Source organism: Leptospira bourretii, assembly GCF_004770145.1.
GTDB classification, from domain to species: Bacteria; Spirochaetota; Leptospiria; order Leptospirales; family Leptospiraceae; genus Leptospira_A; species Leptospira_A bourretii.
In genome coordinates this window covers 164,749-188,405 of sequence record NZ_RQFW01000001.1, presented here as the reverse complement: position 1 = coordinate 188,405, position 23,657 = coordinate 164,749, and the positions used below count along the sequence as shown (strand labels likewise).

Annotated in this window: 26 protein-coding genes; 11 read left to right on the top strand and 15 right to left on the bottom strand. The window is 39.0% G+C overall.

Annotated elements, in window-relative coordinates; translation table 11 throughout:
• Position 1 precedes the first annotated feature (1 nt).
• Genes ccoG through EHQ47_RS00905 form a run of 5 tightly spaced genes read left to right on the top strand, consistent with a single transcriptional unit; the run spans position 2 to position 5,120 of the window.
• Positions 2-1,321 carry a cytochrome c oxidase accessory protein CcoG gene (gene ccoG / locus EHQ47_RS00925; protein ID WP_135749413.1) on the top strand — a complete coding sequence of 440 codons (1,320 nt, stop codon included), beginning with the start codon at positions 2-4 and terminating at the stop codon, positions 1,319-1,321.
• Positions 1,321-1,818 (top strand): FixH family protein, encoded by a 498-nt coding sequence (locus EHQ47_RS00920; protein ID WP_244290163.1) that lies wholly within the window; start codon positions 1,321-1,323, stop codon positions 1,816-1,818. Before ccoG ends, EHQ47_RS00920 begins: the two co-directional genes overlap by 1 nt.
• Complete coding sequence (locus EHQ47_RS00915; RefSeq protein WP_135749412.1) at positions 1,815-4,277, top strand: heavy metal translocating P-type ATPase; 2,463 nt, start codon at positions 1,815-1,817, stop codon at positions 4,275-4,277. Before EHQ47_RS00920 ends, EHQ47_RS00915 begins: the two co-directional genes overlap by 4 nt.
• Positions 4,259-4,456: a cbb3-type cytochrome oxidase assembly protein gene (locus tag EHQ47_RS00910; RefSeq protein WP_135749411.1), complete on the top strand. Its 198-nt coding sequence runs from the start codon at positions 4,259-4,261 to the stop codon at positions 4,454-4,456. Before EHQ47_RS00915 ends, EHQ47_RS00910 begins: the two co-directional genes overlap by 19 nt.
• A complete protein-coding gene (locus tag EHQ47_RS00905) occupies positions 4,434-5,120 on the top strand; it encodes a sulfite exporter TauE/SafE family protein (protein ID WP_135776364.1) in 687 nt (228 codons plus the stop codon). The genes EHQ47_RS00910 and EHQ47_RS00905 overlap by 23 nt, the downstream gene beginning before the upstream one ends.
• Before the next feature lie 70 nt (positions 5,121-5,190).
• Here EHQ47_RS00905 and EHQ47_RS00900 read toward each other — a convergent pair whose 3' ends face one another.
• From EHQ47_RS00900 to EHQ47_RS00870, 7 genes are all read right to left on the bottom strand, one after another.
• Positions 5,191-5,478 carry a hypothetical protein gene (locus EHQ47_RS00900; RefSeq protein ID WP_135749451.1) on the bottom strand — a complete coding sequence of 96 codons (288 nt, stop codon included), beginning with the start codon at positions 5,476-5,478 and terminating at the stop codon, positions 5,191-5,193.
• Between the two features lie 146 nt (positions 5,479-5,624).
• A complete protein-coding gene (locus tag EHQ47_RS00895; RefSeq protein WP_135749409.1) occupies positions 5,625-5,888 on the bottom strand; it encodes a hypothetical protein in 264 nt (87 codons plus the stop codon).
• Entirely contained in the window at positions 5,869-6,393 is a 525-nt protein-coding gene (locus EHQ47_RS00890) for an RNA polymerase sigma factor (RefSeq protein ID WP_135749408.1), read from the bottom strand. The genes EHQ47_RS00895 and EHQ47_RS00890 overlap by 20 nt, the downstream gene beginning before the upstream one ends.
• 3 nt (positions 6,394-6,396) lie before the next feature.
• Positions 6,397-6,849, bottom strand: a complete 453-nt coding sequence (locus EHQ47_RS00885; protein ID WP_135749407.1) for a Spy/CpxP family protein refolding chaperone — start codon at positions 6,847-6,849, stop codon at positions 6,397-6,399.
• A 95-nt stretch (positions 6,850-6,944) separates the two neighbouring features.
• Entirely contained in the window at positions 6,945-7,325 is a 381-nt protein-coding gene (locus EHQ47_RS00880; protein WP_135749406.1) for a TIGR04452 family lipoprotein, read from the bottom strand.
• 92 nt (positions 7,326-7,417) lie between these two features.
• Positions 7,418-8,098: an SH3 domain-containing protein gene (locus EHQ47_RS00875; protein ID WP_135749405.1), complete on the bottom strand. Its 681-nt coding sequence runs from the start codon at positions 8,096-8,098 to the stop codon at positions 7,418-7,420.
• Between the two features lie 37 nt (positions 8,099-8,135).
• Complete coding sequence (locus EHQ47_RS00870) at positions 8,136-8,483, bottom strand: hypothetical protein (RefSeq protein WP_135749404.1); 348 nt, start codon at positions 8,481-8,483, stop codon at positions 8,136-8,138.
• A 74-nt stretch (positions 8,484-8,557) separates the two neighbouring features.
• On the opposite strand from EHQ47_RS00870, the gene EHQ47_RS00865 reads away from it, so the two are divergent.
• From EHQ47_RS00865 to EHQ47_RS00855, 3 genes are all read left to right on the top strand, one after another.
• Positions 8,558-9,961: an aspartate ammonia-lyase gene (locus tag EHQ47_RS00865; protein ID WP_135749403.1), complete on the top strand. Its 1,404-nt coding sequence runs from the start codon at positions 8,558-8,560 to the stop codon at positions 9,959-9,961.
• A gap of 81 nt (positions 9,962-10,042) precedes the next feature.
• Positions 10,043-10,411, top strand: coding sequence for a response regulator (locus EHQ47_RS00860; protein WP_244290162.1), 369 nt, complete (start codon positions 10,043-10,045; stop codon positions 10,409-10,411).
• Positions 10,412-10,462: 51 nt separating this feature from the next.
• The gene (locus EHQ47_RS00855) at positions 10,463-11,098 is read left to right on the top strand and encodes a lytic transglycosylase domain-containing protein (protein WP_135776363.1); all 636 of its coding nucleotides are present in this window, start codon (positions 10,463-10,465) and stop codon (positions 11,096-11,098) included.
• 6 nt (positions 11,099-11,104) lie between these two features.
• Here the strand turns inward: EHQ47_RS00855 and EHQ47_RS00850 are convergent, their stop codons facing one another.
• Positions 11,105-12,436, bottom strand: a complete 1,332-nt coding sequence (locus EHQ47_RS00850; RefSeq protein WP_135749401.1) for a hypothetical protein — start codon at positions 12,434-12,436, stop codon at positions 11,105-11,107.
• A gap of 101 nt (positions 12,437-12,537) precedes the next feature.
• Between EHQ47_RS00850 and EHQ47_RS00845 the strand changes: the two genes are divergently transcribed.
• Both EHQ47_RS00845 and EHQ47_RS00840 read left to right on the top strand, forming a co-directional pair.
• The gene (locus EHQ47_RS00845; RefSeq protein ID WP_135749400.1) at positions 12,538-14,556 is read left to right on the top strand and encodes a protein meaA; all 2,019 of its coding nucleotides are present in this window, start codon (positions 12,538-12,540) and stop codon (positions 14,554-14,556) included.
• A gap of 104 nt (positions 14,557-14,660) precedes the next feature.
• Positions 14,661-15,650 carry a P-loop NTPase family protein gene (locus EHQ47_RS00840; RefSeq protein ID WP_135776362.1) on the top strand — a complete coding sequence of 330 codons (990 nt, stop codon included), beginning with the start codon at positions 14,661-14,663 and terminating at the stop codon, positions 15,648-15,650.
• Here the strand turns inward: EHQ47_RS00840 and EHQ47_RS00835 are convergent.
• From EHQ47_RS00835 to EHQ47_RS00805, 7 genes are all read right to left on the bottom strand, one after another.
• A complete protein-coding gene (locus EHQ47_RS00835) occupies positions 15,643-16,065 on the bottom strand; it encodes an acyl-CoA thioesterase (RefSeq protein WP_135749398.1) in 423 nt (140 codons plus the stop codon). The genes EHQ47_RS00840 and EHQ47_RS00835 overlap by 8 nt on opposite strands.
• The gene (locus tag EHQ47_RS00830; protein ID WP_135776360.1) at positions 16,065-17,705 is read right to left on the bottom strand and encodes a glycerol-3-phosphate dehydrogenase/oxidase; all 1,641 of its coding nucleotides are present in this window, start codon (positions 17,703-17,705) and stop codon (positions 16,065-16,067) included. Before EHQ47_RS00830 ends, EHQ47_RS00835 begins: the two co-directional genes overlap by 1 nt.
• A gap of 4 nt (positions 17,706-17,709) precedes the next feature.
• Complete coding sequence (locus EHQ47_RS00825; RefSeq protein ID WP_135749396.1) at positions 17,710-18,636, bottom strand: diacylglycerol/lipid kinase family protein; 927 nt, start codon at positions 18,634-18,636, stop codon at positions 17,710-17,712.
• Complete coding sequence (locus EHQ47_RS00820) at positions 18,636-19,274, bottom strand: TetR/AcrR family transcriptional regulator (protein WP_135749395.1); 639 nt, start codon at positions 19,272-19,274, stop codon at positions 18,636-18,638. Before EHQ47_RS00820 ends, EHQ47_RS00825 begins: the two co-directional genes overlap by 1 nt.
• Positions 19,274-20,890, bottom strand: coding sequence for an FAD-binding oxidoreductase (locus tag EHQ47_RS00815; RefSeq protein WP_135776358.1), 1,617 nt, complete (start codon positions 20,888-20,890; stop codon positions 19,274-19,276). The genes EHQ47_RS00820 and EHQ47_RS00815 overlap by 1 nt, the downstream gene beginning before the upstream one ends.
• 85 nt (positions 20,891-20,975) lie before the next feature.
• Positions 20,976-21,428 carry a VanZ family protein gene (locus tag EHQ47_RS00810; RefSeq protein WP_135776356.1) on the bottom strand — a complete coding sequence of 151 codons (453 nt, stop codon included), beginning with the start codon at positions 21,426-21,428 and terminating at the stop codon, positions 20,976-20,978.
• A 41-nt stretch (positions 21,429-21,469) separates the two neighbouring features.
• Positions 21,470-21,775, bottom strand: coding sequence for an HU family DNA-binding protein (locus tag EHQ47_RS00805; RefSeq protein WP_004788037.1), 306 nt, complete (start codon positions 21,773-21,775; stop codon positions 21,470-21,472).
• Between the two features lie 177 nt (positions 21,776-21,952).
• Between EHQ47_RS00805 and EHQ47_RS00800 the strand changes: the two genes are divergently transcribed.
• Positions 21,953-23,230 (top strand): STAS domain-containing protein, encoded by a 1,278-nt coding sequence (locus EHQ47_RS00800; RefSeq protein ID WP_135749392.1) that lies wholly within the window; start codon positions 21,953-21,955, stop codon positions 23,228-23,230.
• The last annotated feature ends 427 nt before the right edge of the window (positions 23,231-23,657 follow it).

Below are 23,657 nucleotides of genomic sequence, written 5' to 3'. Positions count from 1 at the left end.
GATGATTATTTCAAGACCACAGACAGGAAAGGTAAGGACACGAAGAAACTTTGTCATGAGTTTTCTCGTAGGTTTATTTTTAATCGCACCTTGGGTGGTGTTACCAGAAGGTAGCCCTCTCATTCGATTGGATATCCCGCATAGGGTGTTTCACTTGTTTGGTGGTCTTTTTATCCCACAAGAAGGACTGATCTTATGGTTTTTCCTTCTCACGATGGGACTTTCTCTTTTCTTTTTCACCTCCGTCATTGGCCGTGTTTGGTGCGGATGGGGGTGTCCTCAAACAATCTACACCGATCTTTTCGATCGAATTGGTCGGTTTGTTTTAGATTCTAAATATGGGAAAAAGGATGCTTCCATCGTAGGTAAATACACAGTTTATTTTCTCTGGATTGTTGTTTCTTTTATCGCTTCTTTTCATTGGATTGCTTACTTTGTTAGTCCTTATGTAATGTTGGCTGACTTTGTTAATCTCTCTTTTATAAACCAAACGTACTTTTATTTTACATTATTTTTTACGGCAGCGATGTTTATCGATATCGGATTCATTCGCGAGCAGTTCTGTCGATATGCTTGTCCTTATGCTAGGTTCCAAACTCTCCTTATGGATGAACATTCTTGGAACGTAACTTATGATTTCAAACGAGGAGAACCTCGTCGCGATGGGAAAACCAAAATTGGGGATTGTGTGGCCTGCAATATGTGTGTTGTGGTCTGCCCTACTGGAATCGATATCCGCGATGGTTTGCAAGTGGGTTGTGTGGCCTGCGGAAAATGTGTGGATGCCTGCACTTCCATCATGGCAAGAGAAAACAAAAAAACTCTAATTGGATATTTCTCACTCAAACAAATTGAAACAGGGGCAAAAATCAAATGGATCAGACCAAGAACTGTGATTTATGCCATTTTACTCACAGTTGTGATCACTGGGGCCATCATCCAACTTGTCACAAGAACTCCTATGTCGATGATTGCAGCATCAAACAAATCGATGCCACCTATCTTAATTCCAGACAATAAAATTAGAGCCTTTGTTGCTCTACGCATTCAAAACATTGCGCCGATTGAAAAAGAATTCCAACTTTCGGCATCTGACACAAGACATGGAAAAGAAATCCTAATTCGTTCCGGCGAAGAAAACAACAGATTCAAATTAGGATCAGGCGAAATCAAAAGTATTTCTGTGGTTTTAGAGACACAATCTCTCACAGAACAAGAATTAAATGAAGGTTACTTACCAGGATCCATTGTATTAAAAAATGCAGAGGATCCAGACGAACGATTGGAGAAAAAACTCTCCTTAACATTACCAAGGAGGTAATGATGTTTAAAGAATTACACCCCAGTTTACGAAACGCAATGTATGTGGTTCTGTTTAGTTTTACAGCGCTTGTGGCCGCTACTTTTTATACCATTCGTTTGACCTACAAAAACTTTGAACCTGTAATGGATAAAAACTATTACGAAATTGGCTTGAACTATGAAAAAGCCATAGAGAACCAAAAAGAACTTTTGAAACAAGGTTACCTGATCAAAACCAATTGGGACAGCCAAACCCTCCTCCCAATGGGTGAATCAGAAATTTCGGTCCAATTGGAAAAAAACGGAACACTCACAAATCAAAGCGCAAAATCGATGACAGTTTTTTTGGAAAGAAATGCCACTACTAAAAATACAGCACAATTCCAACTAAAATCAACAGCCAATGGATTTGTTGGGAAAATCCCACTCCTAGACAAAGGAACTTGGAATTTACGACTTGTTGCTGATATAGGTGGCAAGTCCTTTGAAAGAGAAGGAAAAATTTCTGTTAAATGAACGAAACCATTTCCGACGTAACAAAAACAGAATGTGACCACTGCGGAAATCAGATCCGACTGGTCCGGATCGAAGCAAAGGTTGGAAATGATACGAAGGTTTTTTGTTGCGAAGGATGTGAAACGGTTTATTCCATCATCAACTCTCTTGGTGGAAGTTATTATTACAATTTAAAAGGAAATACAAAACTTGATCCAGTTAGGATCGAGGACTCGGATGCTGACATAGAGAACGAACTCGTATATGAAAAGTTTGTTCGTAAGTCAGGAGATTTTTCTGAAGTTTCCATCCAAATCACAAACATTCATTGTTCCGCTTGTGTTTGGATCAATGAAAAAGTTTTAAACGAAGAAGAAGGAATTATCTCCGCTCAAATTAATTTTGCATCCGGGAGAGCTCGGGTCCGGTTTGATCGTTCCAAAATCAAAATCTCTCGCATTTTATCTCTGATCCGAGCCATCGGTTATAAACCAGTTCTTTTTTCGCCCACAGAAGGCATTGTAGAAAAAACAAAACAACTAAAGACCTTACTCCTGCGCATTGGTGTGGCTGGATTTTGTTTTGGAAATATCATGATCCTAAGTGTGGCTTTATATTCCGGTTATTTCACTGGGATCGATTTGGACATCAAACGCCTCTTCCATTATGCATCCTGGGTGTTTGCCACTCCCGCTTATCTCTATTCGGGATACCCTTTTATGTCTGGGTTCCTAACAAGCATCAAACGAAGAACCCTTTCAATGGATTTCCTATTGTTTTTAGGCATCTCTATGGCATACTTCTATTCCGTTTATGTAACGCTCACTGATGTGGGAGAAGTTTATTTTGATTCAGTCGCAATGATTTACTTCTTTATTTTGATTGGGAAGTACTTCGAAGAAAAGGCGAGAGTTTTTGCTTCTGACAAATTGGAGTCCATCCTTTGTAAACTGCCCGAAACATCAGTGCGAGTGACCGAAGCTGGCGAAGAAACCATCCCCAGTTCGGAAATTAAAATTGGCGATACCATTCGTGTCGCACCAGGAAAACGAATTCCAGTGGATGCCATTCTTCTATCCGAACATACCTATGTGGATGAATCGTTTCTAACGGGAGAATCTTTACCCATTCGAAAAAAGAAAGGAGATACGATTCTTGCAGGTTCCCTTGCGATGGACAATCCAGCTCTCATTGTTGCTGGTTCCGACTACCATGCATCAACACTTTCTTCTCTTAAACTAAGACTAGAGGAAGCCTTACACCTCAAACCAAAATTACAAATCCTTACTGAACGAATTGCATCTTACTTTATCTCAGTGGTTTTTGCATTGGCCTTTCTTTGTTTTTTTGCCTGGTATTATGTATCCGGCGGGAATTTAGAACAAAGCCTTGTCACAACTATTTCTGTTCTCATTGTAGCTTGCCCTTGTGCACTTGGGATATCTGTTCCAACAGCTCTTGTCACCAACCATATCCTCAATGCAGACAAAGGTGTACTCTTAAAAAACCCTTCGGTTGTAGAAGCCCTCGCAAAAGCAAATACCATCTTTTTAGATAAAACGGGTACACTCACGGAAGGAAAATTTTTAGTGAGACAAGTTTCAGTCAAAGATGACCACCTACCGCTTGTTTATCGAATTGAAAAAGAAGTCAATCATCCTTTAGCAAAATCTCTTGTGAAGTATTTGCAACCATTTAGTTCTGTTACCAAACGGGCCGAGTCCATTATATTATCCAATTTAGAAAATATTCCAGGAAGAGGAGTCAAAGCCGAGTTAGAAGTGAATTCTAATAAACTTTTGGTTCTCATCGGAAATAAAACCCTACTCGATAGTGAGAAGATCCCGATGGAAAATTTACCAGAAGGGGAAGGGTCTATGATTTTACTTGCTGTGAATGGAATGTATCTGGGAAGTTTTTTACTCGCCGATGAAATTCGTCCAGGGGCCCGTTCCTTTGTTTCTCTTCTCAAACATTTTGTTCCCAATATTTCGATCCTTTCGGGAGATCGATTTGCAGCAGTGAAGTTTATTGCCGACTCCCTCGGAATTGAAAAGTACGTTTCTGATCTTTCTCCGGAAGACAAATCCAATCTCGTTAGCAGTGCCCAAAAGGAAGGAAATGTTGTCATTATGGTAGGAGATGGGATCAACGATAGTTTGTCTTTGGCACAGGCCAATGTATCCATCTCTCATACGGAAGCAGAAGATCTTTCTTTAGAAAAATCAGACGTGGTTTTGACTTCTGGAAATTTAAATGGCCTAGTCCATTCCTTACTCTCTGCTAAAAAAACAAGAGAGGTGATCTTACAAAACATCATCATTTCCTTTTGTTATAATTCGATTATGTTGCCCCTTGCGATGTTTGGACTCATGTTGCCTGTAATCTGTGCCGTGTTTATGGCCTGTTCTAGCTTGACAGTCCTTCTCAATTCTCTTTCCATTAGATTTAGGATCCCCCAATGGAAGCCCTCTACTTAACAATACCTATGGCAATGTGTATTGCCGCCTTCTTTCTTTATATCTTTATCACTGCCTTCAAAAAAGGTCAGTTTGAAGATATCGAATCACCTAAATATAGAATGTTCTTCGAGGAAGAATACCCCCAAGAGAACCAATCTAAATCAAATTCACCTGATGGACCAACTAGCAAATCTTAGCTTTTTTGGTTCCATCATCTTGTATGGATTTGTTAGTAGCTTTCATTGTCTTGTCATGTGTGGCCCCTTTGTCTCACTATTACAAACAGAAAAAGGAAAACAGATCCCCATTTATCTCTATCACTTAGGAAGACTCATATCCTATACCTTTCTCGGTATGGTGTTGGGGTTTCTTGGTAAAGGTGCCAATGCATTAGGAGAATTAAGTGCCGTTCAAGGTGTGGCTGGTGTTCTTACGTTTTTATTTTTAGTTGTCTTTGCCATCCGCATTTATTCTACAAAATCAACTTCCTCCTTTGGTTCTTTACCACAAGGGATTCGTAAATTTTTAGAAAAGATCCGTTCTCGTTTTAGTAAAAATGGTCTTGGGTTTGGAATTGGGATGGTGAGTGCCCTACTCCCTTGCGGGGTATTGTATCCAGCATATGCGGCTTCCTTCGCCACTGGTACCTTGTTAAACGGTGGACTTGTGATGTTTTTCTTTTATTTAGGAACTGTTCCTGCACTCACGGGGCTTGGATGGATTGTGAGGAAATGGAGAGACAAAATCCCAACAAAATGGATCCCCGCCTTTGGAACAATTGTGATTTTAACTTCTCTCAGTTTTTTACTCTACCGTCTTTTTTTCCATACCCACGGAGAATCCTGCGACCATCTTTTATAACTCTCTTTTCATGTCTGTTTTTCCATCAAACAGGTGTTTGATTCATATAAAACCAGAGTTATTTTGAAACTTAAAACCCTCTTCCTCGAAAGTATTTTTCTTTAAAATGGCTGACTAGGTCTTGATTGATATTATTTTCACTGTTATTCCCGATCACGGCTATGAGTTTTTTGGCTAAATTTCTGTCATGATTGACTAACCAACGTCGATATTGTGTGTTCAATTCAGACTCACCCACCAAAATCACTTCGTTAGGTGATTGTAAAGTATTGGTGATGTCTTCAAAATCCCAGACATCCGTTTCTTTCGATTTTTCCCAAGTTCTAGATCGCATTTGATCTGATTCAAACTTAATCATCTCAATTCGTTTTTTGTTGAGGTATAGGATGCAGGCGTTCATATTTTTCACTTCCCTTACTTTATTATGACGCAAAGGAAAATAAAATCACACTCTTTTTACAAAAACCTCCTGCACAAGTTCCTTGCTTTTCTCATTGATAAATGTCAATCCATACTCAAACTAACAATTGATTCTGAACTCAGTTCATCCACCAGGTAATGGACATTAGTTGATAGTTCATTGGGTTCAAGGATGAACTCATTGAAAAAAATTAGGGAAAAGAGTAGAGTCGAAGCAACTAAGGTGACATAGACTTTCCGCTTTGTCCTTTCTGTTTGGATTCTGGATTTGGTTTTCCGAACAAGACGCAATTCGAAATCAGAATCATTTAAAAGTTGTTCCCATTTTTTAGGATTCTTGGAATTCATTTCTTCCTCCTGGTATATGTTTTCGTATCCATTCTTTGGTTCGGAACAATCGCGATTTAACTGTTCCTTGCTGAACCTCAAGTTCTTTAGCAATTTCATCCATCGTGTTACCAGCCAAATAAAGACGTAAGGTTTGCCGATAGATTTCGGGGATTTGCAGAAGCATGGACTCAACCCATTCTTCTTTTTCGAAAGAAGCTTCTTCTCTCACACCCGATAATTGGACTTTATTCTTCACTAAGTATCGTTTTGCTTTCTCTTCCTCTCGCAACCGTTTTTCATTCATACGAAGGGCTTCGTTTCGAGCGATGGTATAAATCCAAGTAGAAATTTTTGACCTTCCATCAAACCCACCCTTCTCTAATGATTTAAACACACGAAAATATACTTCCTGCACTACATCTTCCGTTGCATCATCAAAACGGTCGATGAGGGTATCACCGACCGTTTTCAAAACCAAAAATTTGGTTTCTTTGACTACTGTTTCGAAGTCAAACTCAGGCATTGTTTATTCTTCCGGTGGTTGGTGTCGACTCGCAAAACGTTCCACTAAATCAGCAAACTTTTCCCTTTGTTCTGGTTTTAATACAGCATGGAATTCCACAAGTTTTGATTGGAAAAACTTACGCATTTCTTGGTGGCGCGTTTCTCGTTCAATACTCATTTTATCCAACAACTTGGTATCGATTTTTTCTGCACGAATTTGAGTTGCCATTTCTTTGGCCCAAGATTCATGTTTCGGTTTCATTTCCTTATGTTTGGCAATGAGTTCGGCTTTGATGGTTTCCAGTTTTGCTTTTTGTGCTTCATCTAAATCGAGTTTAGATGTGAGTTTGGACGCCACCCATTCGATTCTTTTTTCGAAATCTTTATGTCCGCGGCAATTTCCAAAAGCAAATGCCATCACCGATGCAAGACCAATTGTTGCGACAATTTTGAATGTTTTTTTCAGAGAGATCATAAAACCTTCCTTGTTTGTTTGGTGAATATGACCCGAAAGAGGGAGGGAGAGTTCCCTACCTCAAGAAAAAAGAGGCAGGGAATTTGTTTTTTAAATTAGAAACTTGGGAACGGATCTCCCGTTAAGTATCCATCAGTTTTCAAGTCTTGGCAAGAAATGATATTGGCAACTAAAGATCCAAGAGCCACACCTTTAAAACCTTGGATGTCATTAATACACTGGTCTACATCAGATTTAACATAGTATTTATCGGATTCTATCTTTGCAACATCAGCTGCAACCAAACTCAATATGCTGATATTCAGACTACCACTGATAATCACTGATCGAACTAGATCTGTTTGGATGGCAGCATCTGTAATTCGGGAAGCCGCTTCAGAACCTTTTTCTCGGTCGAGGGTTGCACCAACAGGGTTTAATACCAAGCAGTTGGTTAGCGAAAACGCTAAAGCAACAAAGAGTAATTTTTTTAACATAAATGTTTCCTTGAACAATGGTTTCACCATATATAAACCTGCCTTAGTTACGTTTCAAGAAAAATCTATACAATACTTTTATTTAACCGTGGTCAATCGCCTACAATGAAGACGGTAAGATACCAATTGTTTTTCTTTTTTTCAAAGAAAGCCCTGTAGTCAAGAGGACTACGTAAAAACCTGTCACATACATAACCAGGTTTTCCTTGGGGTGTACAAATCTTTTTCCAATTACAATTACTTTCCTTTTCTAGTCTTCGTCCATCTAAATCATCAGCTTCTGCTCTTACAATTTGGTAACTTAACTGTGTGATCGACTTTGATTCTTTTGAAGCATCTTCTCTAACATTTACATTTTTGCCGATGACCAAGTAATGAGTGAATGGATCATAGTCTCCTGGGAAGGTTTCAAAAAAGTAGGGAGCCACCATTTGACCTTCTTTGTTTTGACGAAACCCTAACTTGATTGTTTCTTCCATCAATTCCCAAAAATTGGAAGAGGATGGTTTTTCTGTTAGTTGGAATGATTTCAAAAAATCCTTTTTCCCAGTTTCTCCACCGAAGGAAAAATGAATTTCTTTATCAATTACCTCTTCCAAGGCTTTTCGATCTTTAGATTTTAGAATCTTTTGAAATTTTGTTTTGAATTCGCTAAAACTTTTATCTTTCGCCGAATGGTCGATAGGTGTTAGAGTTTTTGCCGTAAAAGGATCACAAGGCAAAAGGACGGAAGGGATCAGAAAAAATAAAAGGACGGAATGGTATTTTAGCATAAATCTTGCGAAAAAAATATACCATTCGCTTCAAGAATCAATTCTTTTTCGAGAGATTTACCGCCATGTTGCACTGTTTTGTAATCCCCAAATTCTCCCGAATTTCTTCCAAGGAAAGTTTTTTCCGTTTGAGTTCACATACTTTTAGAAAAAGTTCTGCATACTCCTTATCTAATTTCTCCCCCTCTTCGTCTTCTTCTGTCAAAACCAGTTTGGCAATGTCCATACAAGATCTTTCTGATTCTGGCAAAAGTTGAAAAATCGTTTTTACAGTTTCCTCCTTTTGTTTACAGGGAACTGTAGAAGTTTGTTTTTCCTTTCCGATTAACGTTGAAAAACAAAAAAGAAAACTAAGGAGAAAGAAAGAAAATCTGATTTTATACATTGCCTACATAAATCTTCTTCCCATTTGGATTTGGTCGAGTATCTTTCGTCCTATCCAAGAGAATTTATAAACTTATGACAAAACCAACACGCAGAGAACACGACCTTTTGGGGGAACGAGATCTCCCCGCTGATGTTTATTGGGGAATCCATACCCTACGGGCTTTGGAAAATTATCCCATCACTGGGAAAACCATCGGAACGTATCCTGACCTGGTCCGTGCCCTCGCTTATATCAAAAAAGCTTCTGCCAAAGCAAACCAAGAGTTGGGACAACTCACAAACGAAACTACCCAAATGATCACAACTGCCTGCGACCGAATCCTCAATGGAGAATTCCATTCGGAATTCGTTGTCGATGTCATCCAAGGTGGGGCCGGAACTTCCACCAATATGAATGCCAATGAAGTGATCACAAACATTGCACTCGAGATGGCAGGTTTCGCCAAGGGAGACTATTCTCATTTGCATCCATTAAATGAAGTCAATATGTCACAAAGTACAAACGACGTATACCCTACTTCAATCAAAGTAGCAGCGGTATTTGCCATGAAAGGTTTACTTGCGGCGATGGAAGAACTCCAATTGGCTTTTCGCAGAAAATCAGAAGAATTCAAAGATATATTAAAAATAGGGAGAACTCAATTACAAGATGCCGTCCCCATGACACTCGGCCAAGAGTTTTCCACTTACGATGTTATGTTAGGTGAAGATATAAGTCGATTGAAGGAAGCCACATCCCTCATTGGAGAAATCAATTTAGGTGCTACAGCGATTGGGACAGGAATCAACACTGACATTCGTTATTCGCAGATTGTCACAGATATTTTATCAAATGAAACTGGCCTGAGTTTGATTGCAGCTCCAAACTTAATTGAAGCCACACAGGACACAGGCGCCTTTGTTCAGTTATCTGGTGTACTCAAACGAATTGCGACTAAGTTATCCAAAATATGTAATGACCTACGTTTACTTTCCAGTGGCCCGCAAGGTGGATTTAACGAAATTAATTTGCCAGCCAAAGCCGCAGGTTCTTCCATTATGCCAGGAAAAGTAAATCCAATCATTCCAGAAGTGGTCAATCAAATTGCTTTTGAAGTCATTGGAAACGATATCACGATTACATTGGCAGCTGAGGCAGGCCAATTGCAACTGAATGCTTTTGAACCAATCATTGCCCATAGTTTATTTAAAAGTATTGAACATCTAACAGCTGGTTGTAAAACTTTAGAACTCAACTGCATCGTGGGAATCACAGCAAACCGAGAATTACTTGAATCCCGAGCCAAAACTTCTGCAGGCCTTGCAACCGCTTTGAATCCATACATTGGGTATGAAAATGCTACCCTTGTTGCGAAAAAAGCACTCTTAGAAAATCGACCTGTCGAATCCATTGTTTTGGAACTTGGTTTGTTAGAAGAAAAAAAACTGAAAGAGATCCTTCGACCCGAAATTCTCACCTCACCCCATACACTTTAGGGATCGTTTATTTGTTGCTTTCTTTTCAAATTTTTAGAAAAATACGCTCGGATCTATCCGTAATTTATGAAACAATTAAGTATGGTATACCTAGTTGAAGATGATGTGATTACAACATTTCTCATCAAAACTTTGATGGAAAAGTTCTCTTTTGCAGACGAAATCCATGGCTTTCAAAACGGAGAGGAAGCGTTGAATGCCCTGCTTGCTGGTTCGGCCGATCCTGATATGTTATTTTTAGATTTGAACATGCCCATTATGGATGGATGGGAATTTTTACGAGCCATCAGCAAACACCCCAAATACGCCAAACTTCCAATCTACATTTTAACCTCCTCCATTGACCCAACTGACAAAGCCAGATCAGAAGAATTCAAAAATGTAAAAGGATATTTAGTGAAACCACTTTCCCTGAAGGATTTGCAGTCCATCAACCCGGCAGTGGGCTAATGAGACATATTTTTTTCTTCAGTTTTTCCAAATAAGGTCGATCCTTAGTATGTGAGACTAACGGACATCCCTTCTGTATCTTCTGTTTTGAACCGGATGGAATCCCTTTCCAAACTTTCAGAAAATCCCAAATCTCTTGTTTCCTTTCCCGATGTTTTAGAAAGGGAATGGAACCGCTCGAAAGCCCAGGATTCGTTACCTGTTCAAACTTCGAACCTAAATGGAGAAGGGATTTCCCTTCCCTTCCCCGAAGAAATTGGATCCAAAATTCCGGTTTCCTTCCAAGCCGATACAAAAAACAAACCAACCGATATTTTGGGAACGATTGAATCCATTGCGAAAGCCCAGGGAATGGACCCTAACTTAGTTAAGGCGATGGTCAAAGCGGAATCTGGATTCAAACCAAATGCTGTATCTCCGAAAGGAGCCATGGGTCTTATGCAACTCATGCCAGAAACAGCAGGATCACTCGGAGTGAATGATCCTTTTGACCCGGAGGAGAATATTGGTGGCGGAGTAAAATTTTTAAAGGGGCTAATGAAAGAATTTAAAGACCCAGAAAAAGCAATCGCAGCTTATAATGCAGGCCCTGGAGCAGTGAAACGTTACAAAGGCATTCCTCCTTACGAAGAAACACAAAATTACGTGAACAAAGTCAAACGATACTACAAAGACTTTAGTTCGTAATCTGTTTTAATAGAAAGTTAAATACCCAAATTTTTTCTGTAATCCGGCAGTATAAAGATCAAACGGACGTTTTGTGGGAGTGATCGACCATGCTTCGTCCACTTTTTTCACAATAAAGTTCAAACTTTTTTCATTTTTAATTTTTTCGGCTGTGGCTCTTTGGATGAGAACATCATCTTCACTGATGGGTACGATCGCAAATGCTCTTTGGCTTCTTCGAAAGAGTCCAGATTTCTGAACCAATTGAATATCTTGGTTCCAAATCCCATCTACATACAAAAACGATTTATCAGTTACCGTTTCTTCTCGCATATATTTGGTTTTGGTTCCCGTCTGAAAATAAAAGGCAAAAGAAAATTCTTTTGGTAAGTAGATGGGATCTGATTTTAAAATAAGAGCTTGTCCAAAGGCTTTGGTCAAATTTTTAGATTGGAGTTCCCAAGGTTCTTTCTCAGAAGCATTTAGATTTTTGAATATAAAATAAATGGAAACGGCAATGGAGACAACGATCACAATGGAAGCCGTGACGGTATTTAATTCTTTTTCTGTTTTTAATAAAACATGTCCAATCCCAAGCACAACCAGTGGTAAGAGGATTAACAAAGCAGATGTGTACCAAGTTTTGAATAAAAAACTAATGGAGTTTGGTCCAAAAAAATCTGCGTACGAAAAGTAAATGAGGGAAAGAATAAAAAAGCCAAGATACCCAAGTAAAAACAAAAATGGAACATTTTTCTTTTTATAAAACACAGATGTTTTTTGAGCGGCTTTCCTTGATCCACGAATTCCTGTAAAAACCACAAAGAAGGTAAAACCCAAATAAAACATAATGAAACTAGAAAAGAATGCAAGCGCTGTAAACGTAGGAAAAACAAGAAGGTCTGTCATCTTTTCCAATCGAAATGTTAAAAATACCAAAAGTAGAAACACAAGACAAAGTGTTTCCGTAAAATAGGAAGTGGGAAATCCATACGAAAACGGCAAAAAGGCAGCAAGATACACCAAAAGGTAGTGATTACGTTTCCACTCTGTTGAACGAAGCAGTAACATAAACAAATGAAGGAAAAGACTGTAAAAAAGACCAGCTAACACAAGAAAGGATGGAATATAATTCATCCCAAAGAGTTTTTTCCAAGCCACAACAAACCAGATGGCCAGCGGCTCCCGAGAAGAAATAAGTCCCCCCTCTTCCACAGCGGCCTTAATATTGGCCAAAAACTCCCATTCGGTTTCTGTTGTAGGGAAAGGTCTAAAATAAGAGAACAGAGCAAGGCCCAAACTTAAGAGTAAGATGCTAAAAAGGAAAGGAAGTGGTGAAAAAGGTTTTGGGTCTCGCATCTTGGAAAAGGCTCAATTTGCCTAGTCCTGTATAAATTTTTAGGTGAAAATATTCCAGAAGATTTTCAATTATACATAGAATTTATAAAACGAGGCAAAGAATGTCCGCCGAAAAAAAAGAATACCTTCTCGTGGACGAGAATGGGCAGGGAAAACCTGACAAACCGTGGATTTTTAGGACCTATGCTGGGCATACCAATGCAAAAGCCTCCAATGAGTTGTACAGAAAGAACCTCTCTAAAGGCCAAACAGGGCTTTCCATTGCATTTGATCTCCCCACACAGTGTGGTTATAGTTCCGACCACGAGGTATCACGCCCAGAAATCGGAAAGGTGGGAGTTCCCATCAACTCACTCGAAGACTTTCGCATTTTATTCGACCAAATCCCGATCGAAGAGATGAACACTTCCATGACCATCAATGGAACCTCCATGTGGTTACTTTCGCTATATGTAGCCCTTGCGGAAGAACGTGGAGTTCCTTTGGAAAAACTAAACGGAACCACTCAGAACGATCTCATCAAAGAATACTTAGCACGTGGAACCTACATTTATCCTCCAAAAGATTCCATGAAAATCATCGTGGATATGTATGAGTATTGTTTACACAATATTCCAAAATGGAATCCATCTAACATTTGTTCTTATCACTTACAAGAAGCAGGGGCTACTCCCGTTCAGGAACTTTCCTTTGCTCTCGCAACAGCCATTGCTGTGTTAGATGCCATCAAAGAAAGAAATTGTTTTTCTGATGACGAATTTGAGCAGTGTGTGGGTCGAATTTCATTCTTTGTAAACGCTGGAATTCGTTTTGTAGAAGAAATGTGCAAAATGCGCGCCTTCACTGAAATGTGGCAAGAGATCACTACAGAACGTTACAAAGTAAAAACTGCCAAGTACCGAGTATTCCGATATGGAGTGCAGGTAAACTCTCTTGGACTCACAGAAGAACAACCAGAAAACAACGCCTGGAGGATTCTCATTGAATCTCTTGGTGTGACACTTTCCAGAAATGCAAGATGTCGTGCCCTCCAACTTCCTGCTTGGAACGAAGCATTATCCTTACCAAGACCTTGGGACCAACAATGGTCACTCCGATTACAACAAGTCCTTGCGTATGAAACAGACCTTCTCGAATACCCAGACATATTCGAAGGATCCAAAGTCATTGAATCCAAAGTGAAAGCTTTGAAAGAAGAAGCAAAACTTGAAATTCAAAAGATTGTCGATATGGGTGGGGCTCTCGTTGCGATTGAAAATGGTTATATGAAGTCTCAACTTGTGAAATCACAAACAGAAAGACTTTCAAAAATCAACTCCAATGAACTTGTAATCGTTGGTAAAAACAAATGGACCGATGGAATTAAGTCTCCACTGATGACTGACTCCGATGGTGGTATTTTTAAAGTAGACCCAAAATCCGCAGAACAAACATTAAACGTTCTTGGAGAGGCAAAATCTCGTCGTAATGCCGATCTTGCTAAAAAATCTTTAGAAGACTTAAAACAAGCTGCAAAAGATGGAAAAAACCTAATGCCATTCTCTATTGCTTGTGCCAAAGCACTAGTCACCACAGGAGAATGGGCAGATGCACTTCGTGAAGTGTATGGAGAATACAACCCACCAACAGGTGTCGATGGACAAAAACTCTTTTTGTCGGACGATAAGGTTTCTACAGTTCGCGGGAAAGTAGAGGCATTCACAAAGGCAAATGGACATAGACCTAAAATTGTCGTAGGAAAACCAGGACTTGATGGTCACTCCAATGGTGCTGAGATGATTGCCGTTTCTGCAAAACACAGTGGTTTTGATGTGATTTATTCAGGGATTCGACTCTCCCCAGAAGAAATCGTACAATCTGCAGTGGAAGAAAACGCAAATGTGATTGGACTATCCATTCTTTCTGGTTCTCACAAAGAAATCGTAAAACAGTTGTTTGATGAACTTACCCACTACAAGGCAAAAATCCCTGTTGTGATTGGTGGAATCATTCCTGAATCCGATTTTGATGAACTCAAAAAAATGGGGATTCGAGAAATCTTCACTCCAAAAGACTATGATCTCATGTCGATTATGGAAAAGATCATCGACATCGTCGCAGCAGAACCGGCTCTCGTTTAAAACAAAGAGTCTATTTTTTTAAGCTTCCATTGTGAATCCTCCAATCTTTGGATTACAATGGAAGTCTCCTTCTTTAATTTATTTCTTATGAATGGCAACATCCCTTGATTGATACTAAAGAATCATTATCACAATTGGTTTCTGACGCACTACTTGGTGAAAAATATCCGATTGCTAAAATCATTTCGAAGATTGAAACAGAAAAAAATCTAGAATTTCGCGAGTCCTTATTCCAAGAACTAATCCGACAAAACCCAGACATTAAAGAAGGACTCACCATTGGATTTACTGGAACACCAGGCGCCGGCAAATCTTCGTTACTCGGTGAGTTATGCAAACTTTTTTTAGATTTTGCCCCAGACAAAAAAATGGCCATTGTTGCCATTGACCCTTCTTCCAATCTAAGTGGAGGTTCCATCCTTGGTGATCGAACAAGAGTGACTCTACCCCGAAGGGATACACGAATTTACTTTAGATCCCAACCTTCCCAATTGGAACTGGGAGGACTGAATCCCTATACCTATCATGTGATCCGATTCTTACGACGAGTTTTTGATTATGTATTTGTGGAAACTGTGGGTATTGGCCAAAACGAAATTTCAGTTTCTCTTATTTCCGATTTATCCTTTCTTGTGATGCAACCATTGGGTGGTGACCAAGTGCAATTTATGAAATCGGGTATTATGGAAGTCCCAGAAGCTTTTATCATCAACAAATGTGATGAGGAGTCTCTGGCAAACTCTAGTTATTATATGTTAGAATCCACTTTGGAATTCATCAAAGACATATTGCCGAATCAGTCGCTACCACCGATATTCAAAACATCAGTCACCAAACGAAAGGGTATCGAAGAACTATTGTTATACATCCTGCAATACCAAAAACGAAAAGACAAAAATTCAGAAACACTGACCCAACTTACACAGTGGATTCGGAATGAATATGGAAGATGGGGAATTTCTATCTGGGAAGAATTAGAATCTTCCAAATGGAACCAGGCAATCAAACGAAATCCGCTTGGTGGCATTCATAAACTCAAGTATGAAGAAGAAGAACGTAAAATCGTTTCTTTCATTCAATCAAAAATCAAATAAGGACCTTTAAAAAAACATCAGGGATCGGGCATGGTTTTCTTTCCGCATAATCGAAAAATACGATGGCTGTTTTTGCCCGAGCGATTTCTTTTCCCCCATTTTTATGGGTAATCACATAAACCATCTCCAAAGATTTTTTGGACACGTTGTCCACAAAAAGTTGCATCATCAAATCATCTGGAAAAAAAGCCTCTGATTTATAAACAATCGCAACATCAGATACCACAATTCCCTTCCCTTCCACATTGATTTCTGTCCATCCATGTGAATGGAAAAACCGAGCTCGGCATTCATGGGTTAAGGTCAAAATAGCATCATGAGCTAAGTGCCCCGCAAAGTTGATATCAGAAATCCGAACGCTTATGTCTGTAGAATAAATTTGTTTTTCTGGAATATCAATTGAGATCCGAGCCATTAGTCAACAAACCATTTATACCTTTCATCAACTAACTTCTCTTCTTCTTTCAATCGGTCTGCATTCCAACCAAGAATTTTTGCAATCTTTTTGTTCAAACGAGTTTTCTCTACTGGATCGAGAGTGCCAACAGTACCAACCCCAGAACGTCTAAAATAAAAATCTGTTAAATGGAAAATATCTTCATGGGTGACCATATATTCCACTTCTTCTTCATAATAGATCTCACCATTCGGGATCCGATACGTATCTTTTCCTTCTAAAGATAAAATCTTCCAGGTAACACTACCATAACGTCTGGCCAAGGTCTCTAACTTCGCACCTTCGGTTTTTGGATATTTAAACTGTAATTCGTTTACAAGTTCCTTTAGACTTTGGTATCTTCCCCCAAGTAATGGAGTGAATTTTGTGGCACAAGGGGACTCTTGCCCCTTTGTATAATTGTCAATTGCATTTACTAAATTTTCTGCAACGGCACGGCTTGTTGTGTACTTCCCACCTAACGCAGAAAAGAATCCGGGGAATCCTTCGTTTTCATAATGAAAAATTTCCGATTTCCTAGAAGCAGAATAAGTTCCTTCCGTACTGCCTGGGTCTTCTACCAGTGGACGAAGGCCACCGTAATAATAATCCACATCTTTTAAAGTGAGTTTCGCAAATCCAAAACTATAATTTACCTCATCTAATAAATCCACAAGTTCCGACTGTTTGACTTTAAAAGCATCTGGATCATCGTCATACGCAGTATCGGTCGTTCCAACAATGGTTTTTCCACGCCAAGGAATGACAAAAAGATGAGAGCCATCTCTTTTGGACAGAACAACACATTCATTTCCACATATATTACGAACCACTGCATGAATTCCTTTGGAGCGGACCAGTTTTTTCTCTGCAGTAACACCCGTCATAGATTCAATCACATCCGCCCAAGGTCCGGCTGAATTCACAACTACCTTACTTGAAACAAGTACCTTTTTACCGGTTAGTGTATCCGTGAGACCAACCGTATAACCACCGCTATTTTGTTTTCTTAACGTTGTGACAGAAAGATAATTGAAGGCATGAGCCCCCTTTTCTTTCGCAGATAAAATAAATTCCGTTGTATGTTTTTCTGGATTGGGATTTGCATAATCATAGTATTGAAAACTCCCCTTCAAAGACTTTCGATCCAGTCCTAATACTTTATATATAGTTTCTCCTAACGAATTCCATCTGTATCTAGGAAGTTGTACATCTGCATCAATCTCCTGATTTCGATCAAAGGAAAGAGCATTGTATAGTTCCATCCCCAGAAATAATTGGATACGTTGGAACCAGGAACGAATCGGGATGATAAACCCCATTGGCCGCACGGCATGAGGAGAAATTTTGGCAAGATACCTTCTTTCCGAAAGTGACTCACGTACAAGTCCAAACTCAAGATTTTTTAAATATCTAAGTCCACCATGAATGAGTTTCGAAGTTGCTTGGCTTGTGCCAGAAGCATAATCATTTTTTTCTACTAGAAGGCAATTATAACCACGAAGGGTTGCATCCCAGAGAACATTTGCACCGGTGATCCCTCCACCGACAATGATAATATCATATTCCGATTTTAGATGACCAAGTCTGCTGTTTTCTTTTTTTGTAATTTGTTTCATGGGTTTAACATTTGATTGGAAGTACGTTTGGCAAAATTTTGAAATGAGCGGGAAGTTGTCCCATATTTTCGCCATCTACATCGATAAAAACATCTTCGTCAGACTCAGCAGTTAGTTCTGTGATTTGTTTGGAAATGACTTTCGAATCTTCAGACAATTTTCCTCGGTATAAATAACCAAATTTTCGAAGGGTCTCCATCACCGTCACATCTTGAATGGCAAGTAAATCCATTTTGCCGTCATCGAGTTTTGCTTTTGGAGCGAACCACATTCCACCGCCCGCATACTCTCCGTTAGCACAGACAATCAATCTACATTTGTTTGTGATTTTTTCAAATTTGGAAAGTGTCAGAGTGATCTTTTTGTTCGTATAGGTGAATAAACCAAGAATCGAATATAATAAAAATACTCCCTTTCCTCCGATGATATGTGCCAATTTTGACCGATTGACCTTATAAACCACCTCACCACCCATTCCGAAATCAGCCAAATTCAAACATAGGTAATTTCCCTTTGTTTTGTCGGCTTTCGTATAAGTGACTGCAATCAAATCAATGATCCTTTCCTTTCCGACAAGGATTTGTTCCAAAGCCTTGATGGGATTTTTTGGAACTTTGACTGTTTTTATAAAATCGTTTCCTCGCCCTGCTGGGATAGGACTAAAAATAACATTTTTATGAATTAACTTTCCATTTTCAAAAAGTCCATTGATCACATTCGAAAAGGTTCCATCTCCACCGATCCCTACAATCCAATGGAACCCTTGTTTGACGGCATCTTTTGCAATGTCACGTGCGGCTCTTTCCTTGGTTGTGGCTTCGAATTCATAAGGAATTCCTTTTTTAATTAATTCCGGTTCTACTTTTTTCCAGACTTTCGCAGAGAGACCTCCGCCAGATACAGGATTTAAAATCACTTTCATCTTTCTCATCAAGTCTCTCCTTTATTCCCAGAAAAAAGTCCATAGAATAATACATGTTCAATCGTTTCTAAATAGGCTTTTTCACTTTTGATTTCATTTTGAAAATGCCCATCCAAAATCACTTCTACTGCGCCACGAATCATCCCCCATGCAACTGCCACATTGGGATAAGTCCCTCTTGTATTGATAAGGTTTTCTTGTTTTGCTTGTTTATAGATTTTTTCTAAAAGTGTCAAACGATTGGTTCTTTCTTCAGTTAGCAGTTGGCTCATATCTTCTGACACGTTGTTAATATTTAAATTAACACCACATTGTCTGGCAACAAGATACATATGACGATCCCCCAAACAATGATCAATGTATGCCCTGATTGCCTTTCTAGACATTTCGATTGCAGTATGTTCCTCTAAAGATTTTTCCAATCGTTTACGCAAACGAACATAATCTTCATATTGAATACGCGCCATCAAGTCATCTTTACTTTTAAAATGGAGATATATGGTTCCGCGCCCTATCTCCAATTGTTTTGCAATGTCATCCATCTTAACTAAAGATGGATGTTTGGTTCTAAAGAGTTCAATGGCACAATTGAGAATGTCTGTTTCTCTTTGTGCAAATTCGCGTTTTTTCCTTTCAGAAACACCCATTATTTAAGTCCTAACAATCCACCTGGATTCATGATTCCTTTTGGATCAAAAGTCTTTTTAAGAGAAGATAAAATTCGAAGTCCTTCTTTACCAACTTCCCCTTCCATCCAAGGAGATAACATTCTTCCAATTCCGTGATGGTGGGAAAGTGATCCTCCATGTTTATGGATGCTGTCGATAATTCCTTTGTGAAATTTCACAAAATCTGTAATTTCATTTTTCCCTTTTATAGGACTTAAAAATATAAAATACAGGTTGGCTCCATTTTCGTAGGCATGAGAAATATGCACCATACAAGATGTGTTTTCATAACTTTTGATATAAGCCCTGGTTTTCTCCCATAACTCATGTAAGTTTGACCAACTAACCGCTGTCTCTAAAGTATCAATTCGGATCCCTTCATCCATCAAATAATCTCTAAGATACGCACTAGAATACCTTTGGTGTAACCATTTGTTTACCGGAGATTCTCCTGTAGAAAACCCACCATTCCGTTTCGCAATTTTTTTGATCTTTTTTAATACTTCCTTTGCATACGAAGGATCACCATCAATGATGATATGCATAAGAGACCGTTCCATTGGTTTGTAACCGATGAATCTAAGAAAATAATCTTCTTTTCCACCATGAAGGCCACTCATATGAAACGAGATATCCGTTTCTTCTGGGTCTTGGATACGAAAGAAGTGAGGTTTTCCAAAACCTGCTTGCATCACATCCCGCATTGTTTCTACAGCTTTTTCAAAGTTTTTAAAAATGAAGGAACCTTTTGCAGAATTTTCAGGATGGAATTTGCGAATTTTTAATGTTGCTTTTGTGATGACACCGAAACTTCCTTCAGTTCCAAGAAACAATCGAAATAAATCTGGACCAATGGATGCAGCAGGATATGCCTTTGATTCAAACTTACCAGATGGAGTAATCGCCGTTAGACTAAGAAGTATATCTTCGATTTTCCCATAACCAGTGGATGCTTGCCCAGCACCTTTGGCTGCAATCCAACCACCGACTGTAGAGAATTCGAATGATTGTGGGAAATGACCACAAGTATATCCACGTTCATTTAAGTGTTTTTCTAAAACAGGACCATAAACTCCGGCTTCTACAGTCACAGTCGAATCAATCGCATTAAATTCAATGATACGATTCAAACGAGATAAATCTAAAGAGATTCCACCTTTAGGAGCTTGTAATGCTTTTGTGACTGTCGAGCCTGCCCCATAAGGAATCACGGGAATTTTGCCTGCATTGGCGAGTGAAATGATCTCAATGACTTCTGCTTCATTTTTAGGAGAGACAACTACATCAACTACATCAGTCACTTCACCAAATCTTGCTTTATAAATTTCTGTATAAAACTTTCCAATAGAATGTCTAGCACGAGAAGGATCGTCTAACAAAACATGGTCTTTCCCAACAATCTGTTTAAGTTTTGTGATGGTTGTTTGCGAAAGTTTAGATTTTTTTAAGGGGTTAAGGGGAAGTTCTCCTTTCGGCAGGGAAGCTTTGAACTCTTTATCAACAGGGAACTGCTCTTCCAAAAATTTTAATGTATGTTCAGGCAGTTTTTCTTCTACATCGGGAGATCCCCATTTATAAATATCACGAGTTTGCATATTGGTAACCAAAGTCCTTATTTGCCCAAAATTTGAACCAAGTTCAATGTTTGACAATCAAAATAAAGGATCTTTAAAAAAAACTTTATCCTCGAAGTTCTTTGATGTATTCAGCTCTTACTTGGTCTACAAATCCATTGGTTAGGGTTGTTCCGAATAATGCGGATAAGGTTTCCACTAGCACATCATCCAAATCAAATCCTGTGAGAATCCATTCTATCAGTTCAAAGGTGATATCAAGCGCAGGTGTAGGATAAACTTTTGACTTCCCTTTAGCGATTGTTAACAACAATTCAGTGATTTGAGAAGGATTTTTCTCTTCGATGAAGTTACGAATCTCAGTAGGATATGAAACCATTAACTTTTGTTTGATGGCATTTGGTGTAAAAACAATCTGATCTTCGGTAAGATTCAATGCTTTTAATAAATGTTCTTTTAAATTTTTTTCTGAATGATGACTTTCTTGCCAAACAAGAAGGATTTTCTCTCCAACGAGAGAATCTTCGAAAGGTAAAAAAGGATAAGGTTTTTTATCCATATAATACCCAGGAGGTCGTCCACCTGGGTTCACAAACTAATTTATTTTTTAGGAGGCACAACTGCGTCTTTACAAGTCTTAGATAATGTGAATTTAACAACAGTTTTAGCAGGAATTACAATCGCTTCACCAGTTGCAGGGTTTCTGCCTTTACGTTTTGGACGATTGCGTTTAACAAGTTTTCCTAAACCAGGGATCACAAATGCGCCGTTTTTCTTAGTTTCTTTATAAGCAAGTTCAACAAAGGAGTCTAGGAACGCTGCTACGTTCTTTTTGGTCATACCAGTTGTTTCAGCGAGTTCGCTGAGCATTTCGGACTTCTTCATTGGGGTAGGAGTTGTTGCCATACTTTGATTTTCCTCTAAACCATTTAACGGTTACACATTATTTACAAAACTACATGATTTGGTACAAGACTAAATTGATTTTGGATACAATTTTTCTGCAAATTTCCTAAGAAAAACGAAGTTTTTTTAAAAAAACCTTTATTTCCCTAAGGAAAATGGGAATTTCTTCCAAAACTCATGGCTTCCACCAAGTATAAAAAGGTCGTAGTGGTCTTCAAACGTACCAAATACGAATTAGATTTGGAAACTTATGGCTCCATCCAGGCCTATAAAGAAGTGGCGCGTCAAAATCCGGAAGTCTTTCAAAGAACTTTTGAATCACATGAAAGGCAATTAGAGTCCCGTAACTTTTTAAAATCCCATGTTTTCCCCAATGCCGACTTTGTATTTCGTGAAAACTTTGATCCAGAAGATGGAACCAAATACGATTTGATCGTCGCCCATGGGGGTGATAATCATTTCACTTATGTGGCCCATTTGGCAGGGAATACTCATTTAATCGGATGTAACTCCGATCCCCAATCTTCTGTGGGTGCGTTGCTTGGTTTTACTGCCGAAGAATTAATGACAGCTGTCAAAAATAACTTCCATCACACGCAAGTTGAGTCATGGTCTCTTTTAGATACGGAAATTTTGTATCCCAACGGAACCAAACTGAAAACTGTACCGGCAATCTGTGAACTTTCCATCCGAAACAATAGTCCAGATCTCACTTCCAGGTTTTGGATTTCCTACCAAGGACAAAAAGAGGAGCAAAAATGCTCGGGTTTGCTTGTCTACACAGGAGCAGGATCCACAGGTTGGATTAGCTCTTGTTTTCCAAAGAAATTCTCACCATTTTCAAAACATGAGCCTTTTTTCCATGTTTATTCCCGAGAAATCCGAGTGAAGTCCCGAGAAACAGAGTTTTCCTTGGCAGATTTTAGGGCCTTGGATCAAGTGGAAGTTATTTCTGAAATGAATGGCGGATTGGCAGTTGATTCTCTCACAGAGAGACATTACCCATTTCCACCTTATGCAAAGGCGACGATCCGGTTATCGCCAGAGAAATTATCTGTTATTGTTCCGCTAAAGAGAGGGGAATCCATGCAAGACTTACCATACGAAATAGAACAAAAGCGCATCAATGGAACCGTCATCGTCCAAATCAAAGGTCGTATGGAATCGGGCCCGCTTGACCGCATCACACAAACAATCTTGGATGAAATGGTTGGGACCGACAGAAAACATTTAATTTTAGATTTTTCTGAGCTACGATACATTTCCAGTTTAGGAATTCGTATGATTCTCGATGTGAAAATGAACTTACAAAAAAGAAATAAAGAGATGGCGTTGGTCGGTGTCACAAGCTCCATCTTACAAGTGTTTCACTTACTTGGTCTTTCCAATGCTTTCCAATTTTATGCTGACAGGGAAGAAGCTTTAAAGTCCTTTGAGGAGCCATCTAAGTCCTAGATGTCTCCTCGAATTTCCGTTTGGATCTCCAACTCGGTTTTCGTATCTTTTGCCGTTATTGCTTTATTTTATTCTCTTGTTCATTTCGAAAACTCCCACTTACAATTAGAAACAAAAACCTTAAACGAGGAAAGAAACAGGAGTTTTGCGATAGTCCAGGAACTTTCTCGGGTCAAAAACCAATTCCCAATTGCTTACCAATGCCATTATACTTTCGGACTTAGTAATGGATCTTTATATGAGATCACTGAACGGATCCCCTACTCCATTTACAAAAGACTGCGGTTAGGTGATACAATCGAGGTTTATAAGAAAGAAATCAGAATTTTTGGGAAACAAACGGCGATTTCGCGAATTAAGGGGAATGAAGAACCACTCCCCCTATTGGAAAACTTAGAAAGATACTTTCAATATGGTTTTGTATATT